At 67.4% G+C, this 19305-nt stretch carries 19 protein-coding genes; 7 read left to right on the top strand and 12 right to left on the bottom strand.

Features of this window, described 5'->3' with window-relative positions:
- Both A5652_RS12885 and A5652_RS12880 read right to left on the bottom strand, forming a co-directional pair.
- On the bottom strand, positions 1 to 1201 hold a 1201-nt coding region (locus A5652_RS12885), incomplete at its 3' end, for a cystathionine beta-synthase (RefSeq protein WP_067351453.1).
- A 64-nt stretch (positions 1202 to 1265) separates the two neighbouring features.
- On the bottom strand, positions 1266 to 2333 hold the full coding sequence (locus tag A5652_RS12880; protein ID WP_067351451.1) for an alpha/beta hydrolase: 1068 nt from the start codon (positions 2331 to 2333) through the stop codon (positions 1266 to 1268).
- Between the two features lie 243 nt (positions 2334 to 2576).
- Here A5652_RS12880 and A5652_RS12875 point away from each other — a divergent pair, with 243 nt between their 5' ends.
- Together A5652_RS12875 and A5652_RS12870 are read left to right on the top strand one after the other, a co-directional pair.
- On the top strand, positions 2577 to 3539 hold the full coding sequence (locus A5652_RS12875) for an SGNH/GDSL hydrolase family protein (RefSeq protein WP_156745307.1): 963 nt from the start codon (positions 2577 to 2579) through the stop codon (positions 3537 to 3539).
- Between the two features lie 93 nt (positions 3540 to 3632).
- Complete coding sequence (locus A5652_RS12870) at positions 3633 to 4850, top strand: acetyl-CoA C-acetyltransferase (RefSeq protein ID WP_067351448.1); 1218 nt, start codon at positions 3633 to 3635, stop codon at positions 4848 to 4850.
- Positions 4851 to 4989: 139 nt separating this feature from the next.
- Here A5652_RS12870 and A5652_RS12865 read toward each other — a convergent pair whose 3' ends face one another.
- Complete coding sequence (locus tag A5652_RS12865; protein WP_067351444.1) at positions 4990 to 5847, bottom strand: Bax inhibitor-1/YccA family protein; 858 nt, start codon at positions 5845 to 5847, stop codon at positions 4990 to 4992.
- Positions 5848 to 6062: 215 nt separating this feature from the next.
- Between A5652_RS12865 and A5652_RS12860 the strand changes: the two genes are divergently transcribed.
- Genes A5652_RS12860 through A5652_RS12850 form a run of 3 tightly spaced genes read left to right on the top strand, consistent with a single transcriptional unit; the run spans position 6063 to position 9697 of the window.
- Positions 6063 to 7109: an enoyl-CoA hydratase/isomerase family protein gene (locus A5652_RS12860; RefSeq protein ID WP_067351458.1), complete on the top strand. Its 1047-nt coding sequence runs from the start codon at positions 6063 to 6065 to the stop codon at positions 7107 to 7109.
- A 14-nt stretch (positions 7110 to 7123) separates the two neighbouring features.
- Positions 7124 to 7906, top strand: coding sequence for an enoyl-CoA hydratase (locus A5652_RS12855; protein WP_067351441.1), 783 nt, complete (start codon positions 7124 to 7126; stop codon positions 7904 to 7906).
- A 9-nt stretch (positions 7907 to 7915) separates the two neighbouring features.
- On the top strand, positions 7916 to 9697 hold the full coding sequence (locus tag A5652_RS12850) for an alpha/beta-hydrolase family protein (RefSeq protein WP_067351438.1): 1782 nt from the start codon (positions 7916 to 7918) through the stop codon (positions 9695 to 9697).
- On the opposite strand, the gene A5652_RS12845 is transcribed toward A5652_RS12850, so the two are convergent.
- Both A5652_RS12845 and A5652_RS12840 read right to left on the bottom strand, forming a co-directional pair.
- Positions 9694 to 10131 carry a rhodanese-like domain-containing protein gene (locus tag A5652_RS12845; RefSeq protein ID WP_067351435.1) on the bottom strand — a complete coding sequence of 146 codons (438 nt, stop codon included), beginning with the start codon at positions 10129 to 10131 and terminating at the stop codon, positions 9694 to 9696. The two genes, A5652_RS12850 and A5652_RS12845, sit on opposite strands and share 4 nt — an antisense overlap.
- The gene (locus A5652_RS12840) at positions 10128 to 10751 is read right to left on the bottom strand and encodes a cysteine dioxygenase family protein (RefSeq protein ID WP_369805789.1); all 624 of its coding nucleotides are present in this window, start codon (positions 10749 to 10751) and stop codon (positions 10128 to 10130) included. The genes A5652_RS12845 and A5652_RS12840 overlap by 4 nt, the downstream gene beginning before the upstream one ends.
- Positions 10752 to 10874: 123 nt before the next feature.
- Here A5652_RS12840 and A5652_RS12835 point away from each other — a divergent pair, with 123 nt between their 5' ends.
- Positions 10875 to 11318, top strand: a complete 444-nt coding sequence (locus A5652_RS12835) for a lipoprotein LpqV (protein WP_067351429.1) — start codon at positions 10875 to 10877, stop codon at positions 11316 to 11318.
- A gap of 102 nt (positions 11319 to 11420) precedes the next feature.
- The gene (locus A5652_RS12830) at positions 11421 to 12491 is read left to right on the top strand and encodes a patatin-like phospholipase family protein (protein ID WP_197513943.1); all 1071 of its coding nucleotides are present in this window, start codon (positions 11421 to 11423) and stop codon (positions 12489 to 12491) included.
- 33 nt (positions 12492 to 12524) lie between these two features.
- Here A5652_RS12830 and A5652_RS12825 read toward each other — a convergent pair whose 3' ends face one another.
- From A5652_RS12825 to A5652_RS12795, 7 genes are all read right to left on the bottom strand, one after another.
- Complete coding sequence (locus A5652_RS12825; protein ID WP_067351456.1) at positions 12525 to 13394, bottom strand: patatin-like phospholipase family protein; 870 nt, start codon at positions 13392 to 13394, stop codon at positions 12525 to 12527.
- Between the two features lie 23 nt (positions 13395 to 13417).
- Positions 13418 to 14308, bottom strand: a complete 891-nt coding sequence (locus tag A5652_RS12820; protein WP_067351423.1) for a class II glutamine amidotransferase — start codon at positions 14306 to 14308, stop codon at positions 13418 to 13420.
- Between the two features lie 25 nt (positions 14309 to 14333).
- Positions 14334 to 14807, bottom strand: coding sequence for an SRPBCC family protein (locus A5652_RS12815; protein WP_067351420.1), 474 nt, complete (start codon positions 14805 to 14807; stop codon positions 14334 to 14336).
- A 19-nt stretch (positions 14808 to 14826) separates the two neighbouring features.
- Positions 14827 to 16452: a long-chain fatty acid--CoA ligase gene (locus A5652_RS12810; RefSeq protein ID WP_067351417.1), complete on the bottom strand. Its 1626-nt coding sequence runs from the start codon at positions 16450 to 16452 to the stop codon at positions 14827 to 14829.
- Positions 16453 to 16714: 262 nt separating this feature from the next.
- A complete protein-coding gene (locus A5652_RS12805) occupies positions 16715 to 17842 on the bottom strand; it encodes a WD40 repeat domain-containing protein (protein WP_067351414.1) in 1128 nt (375 codons plus the stop codon).
- Positions 17843 to 18233: 391 nt separating this feature from the next.
- Positions 18234 to 19016 (bottom strand): DUF427 domain-containing protein, encoded by a 783-nt coding sequence (locus tag A5652_RS12800; RefSeq protein ID WP_067351412.1) that lies wholly within the window; start codon positions 19014 to 19016, stop codon positions 18234 to 18236.
- 8 nt (positions 19017 to 19024) lie between these two features.
- Positions 19025 to 19297, bottom strand: a complete 273-nt coding sequence (locus A5652_RS12795; RefSeq protein ID WP_067351409.1) for a DUF6295 family protein — start codon at positions 19295 to 19297, stop codon at positions 19025 to 19027.
- Positions 19298 to 19305: the final 8 nt, after the last annotated feature.

Below are 19305 nucleotides of genomic sequence, written 5' to 3'. Positions count from 1 at the left end.
TCGCCCGGCCCTCGAAGACGGCGGACAGCAGTTCGCGTTCGGAGACGCTGCCGGCCACCTCCCCCGCCATCACCGGGGGCTCGGCGCCGACCACCGGCATCTGGGACACGCCGTACTCGCGCAGGATGCCGATCGCGTCGCGCACCGTCTCCGACGGGTGGGTGTGCACCAGGTCGGGCAGCTCACCGGACTTGCGGCGCAGCACATCCCCGACCCTGGACTGGTCGGTCGAGCCGTCGAGGCGGCTGCGCAAAAACCCGTACGACGACATCCAGGCGTCGTTGAAGATCTTCGACATGTAGCCCCGCCCGCCGTCGGGCAGCAACACCACCACGATCGAGTCGGGCCCGGCCTGCTCGGCGACCTTGAGCGCGGCGACCACCGCCATCCCGCACGACCCGCCGACCAGCATCGCCTCCTCGCGGGCCAGCCGCCGGGTCATGTCGAAGGAGTCGGAGTCGGAAACGGCGATGATCTCGTCGGGCACTCCTGCGTCGTATGCCTGCGGCCAGAAGTCCTCGCCGACGCCCTCCACCAGGTAGGGCCGGCCCGTGCCGCCGGAATACACCGAGCCCTCGGGGTCTGCGCCGATGATGCGCACGGCGCCGCCGGACACCTCTTTGAGGTAGCGGCCCGCGCCGGTGATCGTTCCTCCGGTGCCGATGCCGGCGACGAAGTGGGTGACTTTGCCGTCGGTGTCGGCCCAGATCTCCGGGCCGGTGGTGGCGTAGTGGCTGGCGGGGCCTTCCGGGTTGGCGTACTGGTCGGGCTTCCACGCGCCGTCGATCTCGGTGACGAGCCGATCGGAGACGCTGTAGTAGCTGTCCGGATGCTCGGGCGGCACGGCGGTCGGGCAGACGACGACCTCGGCGCCGTAGGCAATCAGCACGTTGCGCTTGTCCTCGCTGACCTTGTCGGGGCAGACGAACACGCACTTGTAGCCGCGGTGCTGGGCGACGAGGGCCAGCCCGACGCCGGTGTTGCCCGAGGTGGGTTCGACGATGGTGCCGCCGGGCCGCAGTTGCCCGCTGGCTTCGGCGGCGTCGATCATCTTGACCGCGATCCGGTCCTTGGAGCTGCCACCGGGATTGAGATATTCGACCTTGGCCGCCACGATGCCGGCGCCGTCGGGGACGACGGAGTTCAGACGCACCAGCGGCGTGCCGCCGATGAGGTCACTGATGTGCTGCGCGATACGCATGCGTTCATCGTCTCAGGCGGTTTCGCGCGGCGCACAACCACTCTCCGCGGAGTCTTGCGCCCGCCTACTCGGTTGCCTCGCGGATATAGTCGCCGATCTGCCGCAGCGAGCGCATGGCCTCGGGCACCATCGGCGCGGCCAGCTGGAAGTCGTGGACCTGTCCGGGCCATACCCGTACCTCGGCCGGCACGCCCACCTCGGCCAGTCTGCTCGCCGCCAGCCGCGCATCGTGCAACAACACTTCGGAGCCCGACACATGGATAAGCGTGCGCGGCAACCCCGGTTTGATGTGGTCCAGCGGCTCGTAGATCTCTTCGGGCTTGCCGTTGACGATGTTCTTCTCGGCCGCGCGGGCCACCAGCTCGGCGAGCGCGTCGAACGCCCCGGCCGTGAACATCGCATCCGTCTCGATGTTGGGGTGGGCCTGCTTGGGTTCCTTGGCCAGCTGCAGCAGCGGCGAGATCGCCACCAGCGCCGCGGGATCCTCGCCCTCCTCCAGCAGGCGTTGGGCCAGCGTGAGCGCGAGGTAGCCGCCCGCGGAGTCGCCGGCCAGCACGATCTGGTCCGGTTCGTATCCCTGGCGCCGCAGCCATTGGTACGCGTCATGGCAGTCGTCGACGGCCATCCCGACCGAATTCTTGGGCAGCAGACGGTAATTGACCACCAGGATGGGCGAGTCGGCGAACTTGGAGAGAGCTTCGACGAGCCGGCCGTGGGAGTTCGCCCCACAGGTCAGGAAGGCACCGCCGTGTAGGTAGACGATGACGCGGCGGCTGCCGTCGGCGGGCAGCACCCCGGGGGCGCGCACCAGCTGTGCCGACGCGTGGGGCAGCTTCACCGTCTCGCGGACGGTGGCCGATGCCGGGATCAGCACCCGGGCGGTGAGATCGATGAGGCCCCAGGGCCACGGCAGGTTGGGGACATGACTGCCGACGGACAGAATCGGCCGGATCGTCAGCTTCGAGGTGAGGTTCGCCAGTCGCGCGGCGACGCTGGGCCCCGACTCCAGGACCTCGACGGGCGCGCCGTCGCTGATCGCGAATTTGCGCGCGTGGGCTCGACGCGCTCGCAGGACGTCATGGGGCCGAACGGTATTTGCCGATAACCCCGATTCCTTACTAGGTGCGGTCATGCTCAACACTTCCTACGCCGTTGTAGTGCGGTACAGCATGTGACGAGGAGCCCAAGCGTCTGGTTCAGCCGTTTGCCAGAGCGCTCAGCCAACCCCTTGTCTTCAGCTTGACAGGCGATGATTAGTACAACGTATGAAATAGCTGATTTGATACCAGTTTTGCTTCGCACCGTGATCAGTTCGTATTCCAGCCGCCCGCGCAAACTGCGAAGTCGCACTAAACTTGTTCGCGTGACCATGCGTGTGCCACGTCGTTCGGCAATCGCTCTGGCCACAGCAGGCGCGCTGGCCTCAACAGGAACCGCCTACCTGGGGGCACGGAGTCTGTTGGTCGGCCAGGCCACCCACGCGCGCACGATCATTCCGAAATCATGGGACATCCCGCCCCGCGCCGACGGCGTGTACGTGCGCGGCGGCGGCCCGGTGGAACGGTGGCACCGCGGCATGGCGGTCGACCAGCACCTGATGATTTTCGGCGACTCGACGGCCTCCGGGTACGGGTGCATGAGCGCCGAAGAAGTGCCCGGGGTGAGGATCGCCCGAGGTTTGGCCGAGCAGACCGGGAAGCGAATCCGGTTGAGCACCAAGGCGATCGTGGGCGCCACCTCCAAGGGCGTGTGCGGTCAGGTCGACGCGATGTTCGTGGCCGGCCCGCCGCCGGACGTCGCGGTGATCATGGTCGGGGCCAACGACGTGACCGCCCTCAACGGCATCAGCCAGTCGGCGCAGCGACTGGGGTTGATCGTCCGTAAGTTGCGCGCCCGCGGCGCCCTGGTGATCGTCGGCACCTGCCCGGACCTCGGATTCATCAGCGCCATCCCGCAGCCGCTGCGGTCGATCGCGCACGAGCGCTGCCTGCAGCTTGCCCGTGCCCAGACCGCGGCGGTCCGGTCGGCCGGCGGTGTGCCGGTGCCGCTGGCGCAGCTGATGGCGCCGCAATTCCGCGCCACCCCCGACGTCATGTTCTCCGCTGACGGCTTCCACCCCTCGGCACCCGCCTACGCGCTCGCGGCCGACGCTCTGCTGCTCGCCCTCTGCGATGCGCTGGGCGAGCAGGTCCAGCGGCCGCCACTGAGTCCGGCGGTGCCCGCGGCGACACCGGTGCTCGGGCAGCGGCACACCCGCACCAGCGTGATGTCGCAGCTGTGGCGGCGTCCGACGCCCGGACCTGCCCCGTCCTCGTGCCCCGAGGTCGGCAGCGACTAGATTTGTTCTCGCCCGTCGGGGTGGACCTACCGCCCGAAGGTGAAGCGAGCCAGCCCCATCTGTGGGATCTGCAGGGATCTGAAGGGAACCACCATGCCTGAAGCCGTCATCGTCTCAACTGCTCGCTCGCCGATCGGCCGCGCGATGAAGGGGTCGCTGGTCAACATGCGCCCCGACGACCTGACCGTCCAGATTGTGCGCGCCGCCCTCGACAAGGTGCCCGCGCTGAACCCGCACCAGATCGACGACCTGATCCTGGGCTGCGGACAGCCCGGCGGGGAATCCGGTTTCAACCTGGCGCGCGTCGTCGCCGTCGAGCTCGGCTTCGACTTCCTGCCGGGCACCACCGTCAACCGGTATTGCTCGTCGTCGCTGCAGACCTCACGGATGGCCTTCCACGCGATCAAGGCCGGTGAGGGCGACGCCTTCATTTCCGCGGGCGTCGAAACCGTGTCCCGCTTCGCCAAGGGCAGCGCCGACTCATGGCCGGACACCAAGAACTCGCTGTTCGATGAGGCCCAGGAGCGGTCGGCCGCCGCGGCCCAAGGCGCCGAGGAGTGGCACGATCCCCGCGCCGACGACAACATCCCCGACGTCTACATCGCGATGGGGCAGACGGCCGAAAACGTTGCGTTGTTGACCGGCATCAGCCGTGAAGACCAGGACCACTGGGGAGTGCGCAGCCAAAACCGCGCCGAGGAAGCGATCAAGAGCGGGTTCTTCGAGCGCGAGATCACTCCGGTGACCCTGCCCGACGGCACCACGGTGAGCACCGACGACGGTCCGCGTCCCGGCACCACGTACGAGAAGATCAGCCAGCTCAAGCCGGTGTTCCGTCCCAACGGCACGGTGACCGCGGGCAACGCGTGCCCGCTCAACGACGGCGCCGCCGCGGTGGTGATCACCAGCGACACGAAGGCCAAGGAACTGGGCTTGACTCCCCTGGCGCGCATCGTGTCCACCGGGGTCAGCGGCCTATCCCCGGAGATCATGGGGCTCGGCCCGATCGAGGCGACCAAGAAGGCGCTGGCGCGCGCCAAGCTGTCGGTCGGCGATATCGACCTGTTCGAGATCAACGAGGCGTTCGCCGTCCAGGTGCTGGGTTCGGCGCGCGAACTGGGGATCGACGAGGAGAAGCTGAACGTCTCCGGTGGAGCGATCGCGCTGGGCCACCCGTTCGGCATGACCGGTGCGCGCATCGCCACCACGCTGCTCAACAACCTGCAGACCCACGACAAGACGTTCGGTCTGGAGACCATGTGTGTCGGCGGCGGCCAGGGCATGGCGATGGTGATCGAGCGGCTGAGCTGACGTTTTGTTGCCTCGAGTGTGAAGCTATGGCGGCTACACGCCGCGTGTGCCCGCCATAGCTTCACACTCGACGCAGGCGCACGCGCGACACGAAAAAACCGGCACGCCAACGGGCGTGCCGGTTTTCTCTGTGGCAGAGCTAGTCGTTCTGCAGATAACTCAACAGACGCAGGATCTCGATGTACAGCCAGACCAGCGTCACGGTCAGGCCCAGTGCGATGCCCCAGGCCGCCTTCTCCGGCGCGCCGGCGCGGACCATCTGGTCGGCCGCATCGAAGTCGATCAGGAAGCTGAAGGCCGCGATACCGATGCACACCAGCGAGAAGATGATGGCGATCGGACCGCCGCTGCGCAGCCCCAGGCCGGCGCCACCGTTGACGTGGAACATTGCCAGCACGAAGTTGCCCAGCATCAGGGCCAGCACGCCGAACATCGCGGCGACCAGCATGCGGGTGAACTTGGGCGTCACGCGGATGGCCCCGGTCTTGTAGACGACGAGCATGCCGAAGAACACCCCGAAGGTGCCCAGCACCGCCTCACCGATCAGCGCCCCGGCGTTGGCGTTCGACACCGAGAAGTGCGCGAAGACGAACGAGATGGCGCCTAGGACCAGGCCCTCGAGCACCGCGTAGCTCAGCACGATACCCGGGTTGTCCTGCTTGCGACCGAAGGTGGCCACCAGCACCAGGACCAGGCCGCCCAGTCCGCCAACCAGGGCCAGCGGCATGGCCAGCGCCACGTCGCGGGCGACGATGAAGTAAGAGACCACGGCGGAGATCGCCAGCACGGCCAGCGTGATGCCGGTCTTGGTGACGACGTCGTCGATGGTCAGCGGCCGCGAAGCTTTGGCCTCCTGATACGGAGCCGCATACGGAGCCGCGTAGGGGTCGGCCCCATAGCCGTAGCCCTGCATCGGGGGCGCGCCAGTGCCGAATTGCGCGTATCCGCCCCTCTGCTTAGGCAGCGAACGAAATACCGGGTTGCTTGTCTCCCGCACCGTCGGATCCTCTCTAATTGGCTTCGAGCTGTGCGAACACAATCTCAACGATCGGCGTTGCACCCTGGTTCCCAGCGGACCTGGGCGTTTTAGGGATGTATAGAGCCTCCGCCGTTGTCGTCGCGTTAAAGATAACCCTTACCCGCGGGTACCGCGCCGGTCGTGACGATCTAGATTTCTTCCTCGGGGCTGGACCGGCAATGGGAGGCGAGGACGTGACCGACGAATCCGATCAGGTTCTGACCGAAGTCGAGGGAACCGTCGGCTTGATCACGCTCAACCGGCCCAAGGCCATCAATTCGCTGAATCAGCAGATGGTTGACGCGCTGGCCGCCATCCTCACCAACTGGGCAGACGACGACGCGGTGCGCGCGGTCGTGCTCTCCGGCGCCGGGGAACGCGGACTGTGCGCCGGCGGCGACGTGGTCTCGATCTACCACAGCGCACGCAAGGACGGGGTCGAGGCGCGACGCTTCTGGCGCGACGAATATCTGCTGAACGCGCAGATCGCCGAGTTCCCCAAGCCGTACGTGGCGCTGATGGACGGCATCGTGATGGGCGGCGGGGTCGGCGTCAGCGCGCACGCGAACACCCGGGTGGTCACCGATACGTCGAAGATCGCCATGCCCGAGGTCGGCATCGGCTTCATCCCCGACGTCGGCGGCGTCTATCTGCTGTCCCGGGCCCCCGGCGGGCTGGGCCTGCACGCCGCGCTGACCGGGGCGCCGTTCTCCGGAGCCGACGCCATCGCCATGGGTTTTGCCGACCACTACGTACCGCACGGCGAGGTCGAGTCGTTCCGCCGCGCGGTGGTCACCGACGGCGTCGACAAGGCGCTCGAGAAGTACTCCGTCGAACCGCCGTCCAGTGAGCTTGCCGCGCAACGCGAGTGGATAGACGAATGCTTTGCCGGCGACACCGTCGAAGACATCGTCGCCAGTCTGCGGGGCCACCAAAAAGAAGGGGCCGGGCCGGCCAACGACGCCGCCGATCTGATCGCCACCCGCTCCCCGATCGCGCTATCGGTGACCCTGGAGGCGGTGCGCCGTGCCGCCAACCTCGAAACACTGAAAGACGTTCTGACGCAGGACTACCGGGTGTCCTCGGCATCGCTGCGCTCGCACGATCTGGTGGAGGGCATCCGCGCCCAGCTGATCGACAAAGATCGCAGTCCGAAGTGGTCACCGGCGCAGCTGCCCGCGGTCACCGCGGCCGACGTCGAGGCGTATTTCACCCCGGTCGACGACGACTTGAGTTTCTAGAGAGGCGGTTGTAGATGACAGGCGCAGATTACGAGACCATCCTCGTCGAGCGCGAAGAACGTGTCGGCATCATCACCCTGAACCGGCCGAAGGCCCTCAACGCGCTCAACACCCAGGTGATGAACGAAGTCACCCGCGCGGCAGCGGATTTCGATGACAACCCCGGCATCGGGGCTATCATCATCACCGGCTCGGCTAAGGCGTTCGCCGCCGGCGCGGACATCAAGGAGATGGCGGAGCTGACGTTCGCCGACGCCTTCGGCGCCGACTTCTTCGCCCCGTGGGGCAAGCTCGCCGCAATCCGCACCCCGACGATCGCCGCGGTGGCCGGGCACGCGCTGGGCGGCGGCTGCGAGCTCGCCATGATGTGCGACGTGCTGATCGCCGCCGACACCGCGAAATTCGGGCAGCCCGAGATCAAGCTCGGCGTGCTGCCCGGCATGGGCGGCTCACAGCGGCTGACCCGCGCCATCGGCAAGGCCAAGGCCATGGACCTCATCCTGACCGGCCGGACCATCGGCGCCGAGGAAGCCGAACGAAGCGGTCTGGTCTCGCGAGTGGTGCCGGCCGACGACCTGCTGACCGAGGCCAAGGCCGTCGCGGCCACCATTTCGCAGATGTCGCGCTCGGCGTCCAGGATGGCCAAAGAGGCCGTCAACCGCGCGTTCGAGTCCACCCTGGCCGAGGGACTTCTGTACGAGCGCAGGCTGTTTCACTCGACTTTCGCAACCGAGGATCAGTCCGAAGGGATGGCGGCCTTCGTCGAGAAGCGGCCGCCGAACTTCACCCACCGCTAGGACGCTTGGATGAGCGAGCCGATTTCCGCGACACCCACCGAGGCAGATCAACCCCCGACGCCCGGCGTCCAGGAGGAAGAGCCGGGCGTCGCACGGCACCCCGCGCCCGCACCGCGAGCCGGGCGTGCGGCGCCCACCCTGCCCTGGACTGAAAGGCCTTGGTGGGTACGGCATTACACGTTCACCGGCACCGCGGTCGGCCTGATCTTCATCTGGCTCTCGCTGACACCATCGCTGCTACCGCGCGGCCCGCTGTTCCAGGGGCTGGTCAGCGGGCTCTCCGGCGCCATCGGCTACGGGCTGGGGGTCTTTTCGGTCTGGCTGGTGCGCTTCATGCGCGAAAAGGATCACAGTCCACCGCCGCCATCCTGGGCATGGAAGGTGTTGATCCCGATTGGCGTGGTGGGCCAGGTGCTCATGGCGATCTGGTTTCACGTCTGGCAGGACGACGTGCGCGACCTGATGGGCGTGCCGCATCTGGAGTGGTATGACTACCCGCTGGCGGGAGTCTTATCGCTGGTGGTGCTGTTCACCGTGGTCGAACTGGGCCAGTTCATCCGCTGGCTGGTCCGCTTTCTGGTCGGTCAGGTGGACCGGTTCGTTCCGTTCCGGCTTTCGGCGACCATCGTGGTCGTCACGCTCGTGGTCATGACCGTCGCCGTGCTCAACGGTGTCGTGCTCAAGTTCGCCATGCGCACCATGAACGACACCTTCGCCTCGGCCAACGACGAGATGAGCCCCGATAGCGCTGCGCCGAAGACCCCGCTGCGCTCCGGTGGCCCCCAGTCGCTGGTGTCGTGGGAATCCCTTGGCCACCAAGGGCGCATCTTCATCGAGGGTGGTCCAAAGGTCGCCGATCTGACCGCGTTCAACGGGTCCCCGGCCGTCGAGCCGATCCGCGCCTACGCCGGATTGGACTCGTCAAAGGGCATCACGGCGGCCGCGGAGCTGGCTGCCCGGGAACTGCAGCGCGAAGGCGGCCTGCAGCGCGCCGTCGTCGCGGTGGGCACCACCACCGGCACCGGCTGGATCAACGAGGCGGAAGCCTCGGCGCTGGAGTACATGTACAACGGCAACACGGCGATCGTGAGCATGCAGTATTCGTTCCTGCCGAGCTGGCTGTCGTTCCTGGTGGACAAGGAGAACGCCCGGCACGCCGGTCAGGCGCTTTTCGAGGCCGTCGACAAGCTGATCCGCCAGATGCCCGAGGCCCAGCGGCCCAAACTCGTCGTGTTCGGCGAGAGCCTGGGGTCGTTCGGGGGCGAAGCGCCGTTTTTGAGCCTGAACAACGTGCTGGCGCGCACCGACGGGGCGTTGTTCAGCGGACCGACCTTCAAAAACACCATCTGGACCGATCTGACGTCGACGCGCGACAGCGGATCGCCCGAGTGGTTACCGATCTACCAGGACGGTCGGTTTGTCCGATTCGTCGCTCGCGCAAAGGATTTGACGCGTCCCAACGCGCCGTGGGAGCACCCGCGGGTGGTGTATCTGCAACACGCCTCGGATCCGATCGCCTGGTGGACGCCGGACCTGTTGTTCAGCAAGCCCGACTGGCTGAGCGAACCGCGCGGCTACGACGTGCTACCCCAGACGCGCTGGATCCCGGTCGTGACCTTCCTCCAGGTTTCGGCCGACATGGCCGTCGCGGTGGACGTACCCGACGGGCATGGCCACCGCTACGTCGCCGACGTCGCCGACGGATGGGCGGCGGTGCTGCCGCCGCCCGGCTGGACGCCGGACAAGACGGCGAAACTGCGTCCGCTACTGCACTCCGGCGACACGAGTTAAAGCCAGCGGCGGGCGGCGCCGCCGGTGTCCGCGAACACCGGATCGACCGCGCCCCCGGCCAGCTCGCTCAGCACGCCGGCGCCGGCCAGCGCGTGATAACCGCCGATGACGTCGGTGGCGCGGTGCAGGCCTATGTCCAGCAACGCGGCCGCCGCGAGGCTGGACGTGTAGCCCTCCGAACACAGGATCACCCATTCGACGTCGTCGCCCACGGCCTGGGGCAGCTTGGCCTCGCTCGTGGGATCGCAGCGCCACTCCAGCACGTTGCGTTCGATCACCAGCGCCCCGGGCACCTCGCCCTCGCGAAAGCGCTGGGCCTGCGGCCGGATGTCGACCAGCACCGCGCCGCGCCGCAGCGCGTCGGGCACCTCGACGGCGGGCAGGCGGCGAAACCGGCGCCGGGCAGATCTCAAGACGACGTCGACGCGGCTCATAGCGATCCTTCCGGCTGGTCGGTCAATTCGGTGCGTTCGCGCCGCAACGTCTTGCGATCGGTGACCTCGTAGTACGACATGGCGGTCAGTGGCGGCGAGTAGGCATGCACGCTCAGGGTCGGCTGCACCGGCGCGACGCCGACGCTGGCCACCCCGGCGACGGGCAGGGAAACGGGCGTCGTGACCGGCCGCGGCGCCCAGACCACGTCGTGCACCCAGCCCAACGGAAATCCGGCCTGATCGCCTGCGTCGAGCCACCGGCGTCGCAAAGCTCTACCGTCCCAACGGTATTCATTTAGCGAGCCGGAAATGACGGTCAACGCGCCCAGCGAACCACCGTGGTCGTGCAGCTCGGTGGGCTGACCCGGCACCCAGCTGATCAGCCAGACGTCGAGTTCCTCGTCACCGTGGATGCGGGTGAACCAGCGCCGCGACGCGGGTATGCCGCCCTCGGGTAGCAGGTGATCGCAGCGCCCACTGAGCACGTCGTCGGCGGCCTGGTCGGTGGCGTAGAGCAGATCGGGCACTCGCAGCCGGGTCGGACCTGAGGACGGGGCGCAGAGGGTTCGCGGGCGCGGGGCTGCCGCGGTGACGACGGGCGCAGGCCCGGCAAGGGGCAAGGTCACGGTGGGAAACTTTCACGCGAAAAACGGATGGGACAAGCGGCGGCGTGTTACGGCCGACAACACTCGCAAAATCCGAAGCGCTCCATCACGGCCGCCAGTGTTGCATAGATTGAGACCGTGCGCCTCAGCAGTGATCGGTCCCGGCGATGGTCCGCGGCTGTCGCCGCGGCCGCGGTGCTGACGGTCACCGCGTGCTCGCACGGTGCCCACAGCGGCGCCCCCTCGGGCCCGTCGGCTCGGCAATCCGGCATTCCCCACGGCCCGAATTCGGCGCCACCGGGCTCCGTCGGGTTGTCCCCCGCCGGCGTGACGACCAGGGTCGACGTCCCCGCGGACTCGACCGAAGAGGAGTACTACCAGGCCTGTCACGCCGCGCACGAGTGGATGGACGCGCAGCCCAAGACCGGCGCGTCGCTGTTCGAGCCGTATCTGTCGATGGTCCAGGCGTCCCCGTCGGGCACCGCGGGCAGCTGGAACGCCCCCTGGTCGACGTTGACGCCGGCCCGGCAGGCAGCCGTGATCGTCGCCGCTCGCGCGGCCGCCGACAACGAATGCGGGTAGCGCCGCGCCCCGGGGATTTTTCGTCACCGCGTAATTGCGATCACGGCTGAAAAAAGTGCCCGCACCGCCCGCCGAGGAGCCTGCTCCGCGCAAAATGGAGGCGTGCCCGACGAAATTCCGCGTCGATCAGAACCGACCCGGGTGGCACTCGCGCTCGGCAGCGGCGGCGCCCGGGGCTACGCCCACATCGGGGTGATCGAGGCCTTGACGGCGCGCGGCTACGACATCGTCGGCGTCTCCGGCTCGTCGATGGGTGCGCTGGTCGGCGGCCTGCAAGCGGCCGGGCGGCTCGACGAGTTCGCGGATTGGGCGAAGTCGCTGACTCAGCGCACCATCCTGCGGCTGCTGGACCCGTCCATCAGCGCGGCCGGTGTGATGCGCGCGGGCAAGATTTTGGACGCGGTGCGCGACATCCTGGGCCCGGTCGCCATCGAAGAACTGCCGATCCCCTACACCGCGGTGGCGACCGACCTGCTGGCGGGCAAATCGGTGTGGTTTCAGCGCGGCCCCCTCGACGAGGCGATCCGGGCGTCCATCGCGATCCCTGGCGTGATCGCGCCGCACGCGGTCGACGGGCGGCTACTCGCCGACGGGGGCATCCTGGACCCGCTGCCGATGGCCCCGCTCGCAGCGGTCAACGCCGACCTGACCATCGCGGTGAGTCTGTCCGGCAGCGAGGCGATCACCAACCGCCAACGGGAGCCCGCGGCCACCGTCGAGTGGTTGACCCGCATGATGCGCAGCACCTCCGCGCTCCTTGACACTGCCGCCGCCCGCTCGCTGCTCGATCGGCCGACCGCACGGGCGGTGCTCAGCAGACTGGGCGGGCCGGCCGGCGAATCGGACAGCTGGTCGGACACCCCAGACGACGAGCAGCCCGAGGCCGGTGATGACGCCGTCGAACTACCCGTCGGGGGAGCCGACGTGCCGAAACTGGGCAGCTTCGAAGTGATGAACCGGACCATCGACATCGCCCAGGCGGCGCTGGCGCGCCACACGCTGGCCGTCTACCCGCCCGACCTGCACATCGAGGTGCCGCGGTCGACCTGCCGGGCCCTGGAATTCCACCGGGCGGTGGAGGTGATTTCCGTCGGCCGCGCGCTGGCGGACGAGGCACTGGACGCCCTGGAGGTCGAGGGCGACCAGGATGATCCGTCCGCGATCGAGCGCTGAGCCACCTTCAAACCGTTTGTGCGCCAAGCGCTGTCACAGCCCCAGGAAGTGTGCGATAGACGCGGCTTCCCGCCGGCCTTGCTCGCGTCCGGCCAGGGCGGACGGTATGCGACAGCCGGGATCCAGCGGGTTGGGCCCGAAGGCGGCAAGCGATTCGGTGTCGGCGAAGACGGCCAATGCCGCGCCCGGAAACGCGGAGACCTCGGCGGCCGGCCCGGCACTGAATGGCGACGGAGCATCGACACCCGAGGGCACCAACACCACCGCGGTCGCGCAGTCGGCGGCCACCGCGAGGTTGACCGAGCTGGCGATCCCGCCGTCCATGTAGTGGCGGCCCGCGATCGTCACCGGCGGCCAGGCCCCGGGCACAGCGCAGCTGGCCGCCACCGCATCGACCAGGTCAACCCCGCAGTCGCGGTCGAACACGGTCAGCTCGCCGGTTTCGATGTCGATCGCGGTGAGCCGCAAGTCGCGTTCCGGCCAGTGGTGCGACGGCAGGCGCCGCGCGATCACGTCCCGGCGCACCGGCGCGGCAACGGTTTTCGCCGCCAGCGCCACGGCACCGATGCGCTGCATCTGTTGGCGTGTTCTGTCCAGCGTCTCCTCGTACGGCTCACTCAGTGCCGTCAGGAACAGTTCGGTGATGGTCTCGAGATCCACCCCGGAATCGATCTCGGCCGAGGACTCGGCCACTTGGCGGTCGAACAGTTCGTCCAGGGTGTGGCCGCTGCTCAACTGCGCGACGACGGCCGAGCCCGCCGATGTCCCGACCAGCACGTCCGACTCGGCCAACAGCCGGGCCGCCGTCGGTGACTCGTCGGCGATGCCACGCAGAACACCTGTCTCCCAGGCGATTCCCGCTATCCCGCCACCGGCCAGCACCAAGGCGCGTTTGCTTGTCACGTCGTTCACCCTGCCAGCACGGATCAGGCCAGCTGCCGGGTGTTCGGCAGGGCGTGCTGGGACTCCTCCACCGGTGAACTCAGGTCCTCGCGACGCAGCAGGTGCTTGGGCGGGTCTGGCAGGATCATGCTGCGGTGGATCTGCAGGCCTGCATCGACATGGAAGAGCTCGCCCGCCGGCAGCAGCCGCCAACGCGGCTCGTCGTCCATCACCTCCGTGGCGAACACCACCGACGGCCGCTCACACAGATGCTCCGATCGGGCGTGAATCCGCTTGGTGCACAGGTCGAATTCGGGATCGTGCGAAGCCGCATCGTCGGATCGATCCAAAATGTAGAGCTGATGGGTTTCCGGGTATCGCAGCGCCCACATGTCGGTGGCGGTGCTCAGCAGCACGTTCACCGCATAGATCGGAGCGTGCTCGGCCAGCCATTGCATGGCGTCGACGAGGCCGGCCGTGACGTCACCGTCGCGCGCCCGGATCGAGGCGGTGATAAACGCGAAGACGCGCTCGGAGTCGGTGTCGCCCAACACCAGATCGTCGGTGCCGACCTCACGCAGCCGCTCGTCGATGACGTCCAATCCCTCGAGGACGCCGTTGTGCGCGAAGATCCGCCCGTCCTGCATGAACGGGTGGGTGTTGCGGATGTCGAGCGCTCCGGTGGTCGCGTAGCGGACGTGCGCGATGACGGTCGTGCCGGTCGTCCGGTGCGCTTCGGTCGCGAATTTGGCGTCCTGCCAGGCCGCTATCGGCTCCTTGTACAGGTGCGGTTGGCCGTGCTCGTCGAAGACACCCAGGCCGGTGCCGTCGGGGTTTCTTCTACTCTGTTCGGCCAGGCTGTCCGGCGCATCCAGTAGCCAGAACGTCGCGGTGCACGCGTGCGTCCCGGCGTGTAGGCCAAAGAGTCGACACATGGCGTCCCACGCTAGCGGTCGAGGATCAGCCCGTCAGCAAGGCCGACAGGTCGCGCAGCGCCCGGCGCGCGTAACCCTTCCACATCCTGCCCAGCACCGGCAGGGCCCGGGCCGTGAGCGCCGAGCGTGGGCGGATGTCCCAGCGCCAGGTGATTTCGGTGCCGCCCGCGGCCGGGGCGAACATCCATTCGCCGATGATGTGGTCGACCAGCAGCGCCATCGGCCCGCTGATCTCGGAGAGCCGGTAGCCGAACGACCGCGGCGGGTCGACGCTGGTCAGTTCCTCGCGCATGCTGGCACCGCCGGCAAGGTGCACGATGCGGGTTTGGCCCGCCGCGTCCCAGGCGCCGGTCTGCTCGCGCACTTCACTGATCGGCGGGAACGGCCCGTACCAGCGGTGAAAGAGCGTCGGGAGCGGGATCGGCAGCGTCCCGGCAAAAGCGTCCTGCACCGCGACCGGGGCCACCAGAGATTGATCGACGACGAGCGAATGTGCCACTGGTGTAAAGCCTTTCAGCTCAGCGCGCCTCGACCACCTGGTATTCGTCTTCGGCGTACCGCGACCGAATGGTTTTCTTGTCGAACTTGCCGACACTGGTGCGCGGAATCTCGTCGATGAAGGTCCACCGTTCGGGCAGCCACCAGCGAACAACCTTGTCGGCCAGGAAGGTTCGCAGATCATCGGCGGTGACCGACGCGCCGTCTTTGGCCACGATCACCGCGAGCGGGCGTTCCTCCCAGCGCTCGTCGGGAACACCGACGACGGCGGCCTCGATCACGTCCGGGTGGCCGATCAAGAGGTTCTCCAGTTCGACCGAGGAGATCCATTCCCCACCGGATTTGATGACGTCCTTGGCGCGGTCGGTCAGGGTGACGAATCCTCGCTCGTCGATGCGGCCCACGTCGCCGGTGCGCAGCCAGCCGGAGTCGAACTTCGACTCGTCGCGGCCGAGGTAGTACGAGCCGGCGATCCACGGTCCGCGGACCTCTACCTCACCGACGGCGTTGCCGTCGTTGGGCAGCACCTGTCCGTCGTCGTTGACGATGCGCATCTCCACACCGCAAACCGGCTGGCCCTGCGTCCCGCGGTAGGACCAGTGCTGGTCCTCACTGGTACCCGGTGGGGGCCACGCCATGGTGGCCAGCGGCGACGTCTCCGTCATGCCCCACAGCTGACGGATCTGTACGTTGTGTTTTTCCTCGAAGGTGCGCATCAGCGATATCGGGACGGCCGAGCCGCCGCAGACGACCAACCGCAGCGAGGACATGTCGTGGTCGGGGTCGTCCTCAAGGTGGTGCAGGACGCCGTTCCAGATGGTCGGCACCGCGCCGGTCACGGTGGGCTTCAAGTCCTCGACCATCCGGACCAGCGATGCAGGATCGAGGTGGCAGTCCGGCAACACCAAGTCGGCGCCGGCCATCAGCGCCGCGTACGGCAGCCCCCACGCGTTGGCGTGGAACATCGGCACGACCGGCAGCACGCTGTCGGTGGACCCGACGCCGATACCGTTGGTGGTACACGCGCCCATCGTGTGGAGATAGCTCGAACGGTGGCTGTAGACAACGCCTTTCGGGTTGCCGGTGGTGCCGCTGGTGTAGCACATTGCGGCAGCGGAGTTCTCGTCGATGTGCGGCCAGTCGAACTCGGTCGACTCGCCGTCGAGGACGTCGGCGTAGCGCAGCACCGTCTTGCCCGACCCCTGCAAGGCCTCGGTATCGTCGCCGACCACGATCACGGTGTGCACGGTCTTCATCTCGGCCAGCACGGGTGCGAGCACTTTGACCAGTGAGGCGTCGACCAGCACCACCTGGTCTTCGGCTTCATTGGCGACGAAGGCGATCTGTTCGGGGAACAGCCGGATGTTGAGCGTATGCAGGACCGCACCCATCGACGGCAATGTCAGGTATGCGGTGAGGTGCTCGACGTTGTTCCACATGAACGTGCCCACCCGCTGATCGCCCATGATGCCGAGCCGGCGCAGGCCATTCGCCAGTTGCGCGGCCTGTTGTCCCAGCTCGCGGTAGGTCGTGCTCCGGTAGCCATCCCCGGTGGCGGTCGTAACGGTCCGCTCCCCGTGCACCGTGCAGCCGTGACGCATGATCGAGGTGATGGTCAACGGAAAGTCCTGCATCGTGCCATCCACTGAACTACCGCCTTAGTCTCGGCGCGGCACCGCATGTGCCGCCGGCCGCCTCTACCCTAAGCCTGAAATCGGCGCGTGTGTCGGCATCCCACCAGGTCGGCACCCGATTGTGCGGACCCCTTTCGGCGGGCGTCGCTTTCGGAATCAACGCGCGCTAGTTGAGCGTGCATCCTGGGCTTCGAGTGTGAACACTGGGCGACGACACGCCGACATCTCCCGCCAAGGATGCACACTCGAGGCCCAGAACCCGGTGCCGCGGAGGCTAGGCCAGGACGGGCTCCCACTCGGGGAGCTCGGGGAGCTCGGGCAGCCAGCCGGCGACCGACAGCTCCCGGTGGTTCGCGTCCGAATGGGTCTGCGTCAGTGGCGCCGAGGCGATCCGCGCCGCGGTGACCACACCGGAGTAGTCCGCGACGTAGAGGTGGCCGCCGTCGGGGCTTTCCACCACGCACGACGGGTGCTGGGAAACCTCGACCTCGCCGACGACATCCTGCCGGTGGGTGCTCACCACCGTGATGCGATCGTCGCTGACCAAATAGGCCCGCGCGCCGTCGCGACTGAGCGTCATCCGCGTGAGGGGACCGGTGATCTCGGGGACCTTGTGAGTGCCGACAATTTTGTGGGCCCGGGTGTCGACAAAGTCGAGCACCGCGCCCGCGACCGGATCGCAGCTCGCCACGTATGCGGTGCCGCCGTCGTTGCTCAACGCCACGTCGCGGACGGGCAGACCCAGATCGACGACGCCCACGATGCGCGACCGGCCGCCCACCCGGCGGTTGTCGGACCGCGTCCGGGTCTCGATGATGGCCAGACTGCCGCCGGTCGGGGCGTTCATGCCGACATACAGCCGTCGTCCGTCGGCGCTGGTCTGCAAGCACGCGGTGGTGGTAGTGGGGGCGGTCGCCAGCTCGATCACCTCGAGCTCCCCGGTGGTGGTGTCCAGCACCGTCACATCGGCGCCGCGAACCGCGTTGCGGCTGGCGTAAAGGTACTTTCCGTCCGGGCTAACCGCCAGGTCGCTCACGCTGTTCGCCAGCTGGTGGGTGGCGATGCGCCAGTTCATGACGACGTCGATGACTTCGATGGCGTCATAGCCGGGGGTCGCGGTGCTGACGTAGGCATAGTTGGAATCCGCACTGCTCATGGCGATTGCGGACGGTTCGGCCAATTCGGTGACGGTGCTCGAGACACGACACGTGTGGGCGTCGATGACCGAGACCGTGTCGCGGCCGTAATTCGTGACGACCAGCCGGCGCCCGTCGGGGCTGATGTCGATATCGCTGATCGGACCGTTGTGCAACGGGACTCGCACTACCGAAGTGGTGTCGAGCTCGAAGACTGGCCCGTCTCTATCGCCGTGCGCGGCCGTAGGGCCGTTCACATCGTTCACGCTGGCACCGCCTTTGCTGTGTTTGTCGGCGCGGAGGCGAAGCCGTCGATACGTATGCGACGGACTGGCCTTCCGGAATCACCGGATTTCAGCACCGAAAGGCGCTGACGAGACTGGTTTTCGGTAGTCTACTGGCCAAAAATCGCCCCACCGCAGTTAAAAGCGCTCGACGTTAGCTACGTCACTCCGCGCACTCAGGTTCTGCTCAGACTTCCAATCAAGCTGTACCGCAGTCGCTTACCCGGAGCTAAAGGCAGGCAAACGCGCTTCCGGCGGATTTCGCCCGCGCCGCTAACAGCCCACGTGAGGGCGCTATCGGCCTAGAAGTAAGGAATTCTCAGGTTTCTCAGCCGACGAGGGATAGATCACACCGCTCGATCCCGCGCCGACGCTAGCTGAACTGCGTCCGCGGCCGCGCCAACCTCACCCCGTCGACGGCGATGTCGAGTTTCTCGTTGTAAAACGCGATGAGACCGGCGATCTGCCCTACCGCCGGGAGCGGATAGTGATAGGTCCACGCTAGGTCCTCGCGCAAATCTTGCTCATCTGGCGGCCCCACCCGCACCGACCAATACCCTGACGTCACTCCCTTATAGGGACACAACGTCTGCGTCGCGCTGGGTTCCAGGTGCTCGAAGTCGACATCGGTCGGATCGATGTAATACCTTGTCGGCAAACCTGTTTCGAATAGCAAAACAGGAGAATTGGTGTCGGCCAAGGTGATTCCGTCGAGTTCGACTCGAACATGCCGGTGCGAACGCAGGGCGTCGACGCGTGAATAGGGGTTGCGCGGGTGACCGTAAATCGGCTCGTCTTCTTCGAACCAGCGCAACGGATTCCACTCGAACCGCACGGTACCGGCCAGCGGGCCGTCGCCGTCGGCGTCGAACACCCGCGCCGCGGCTTCATGGGCCTGACCGGCGCCCACCAGGGAGTACAGTCGCGACGGGCCGAATTGCACCTTCTGGAAATGGTTTTCGTCGCGCAGGAACTCCGAACGGACGTCATCGAGCGGGATGTAGTACTGCGGGTAATACGGGACTTCCCACACGTACCGGGCGGCGGTGGTGTCGAAGACCAGGGCATCGCCGAGGTAACCGCGGACCCGGCGCGGGACGGGTTCGATCCTGCCCCGCGCGGCGGCCATCTGCGGGTAGTCGGTTTCGGCGGCCATCGCGTGGCCTACTGGTCCTTGGAGGCCAGGCCGGCCGGTGCGTGGCCGATGGCCTTGTGGATGGCGTCGGCCAGCGCGAGCGCGCTCTCCTCGGTCAATTCCAGGGCCACCCGCGCCGACGGGCCGAGCTGCGGATTGATTACGTCGATGTTGACGGTGTGGCCGTAGGGCGCATGGACCGGATGGTCGACGTACACCGTCGCGCGGTTGGCGCCGAACCATCCCGTCGCGCCCTTGCCGCTGCCCTCGATCTCGACATGTTCGGTGAGATACGTGCACATGACCAATG

It is taken from the genome of Mycobacterium sp. 1165178.9 (genome assembly GCF_001673555.1).
Taxonomy (GTDB): Bacteria; Actinomycetota; Actinomycetes; order Mycobacteriales; family Mycobacteriaceae; genus Mycobacterium.
This window is presented reverse-complemented; position numbering and strand designations above follow the sequence as displayed.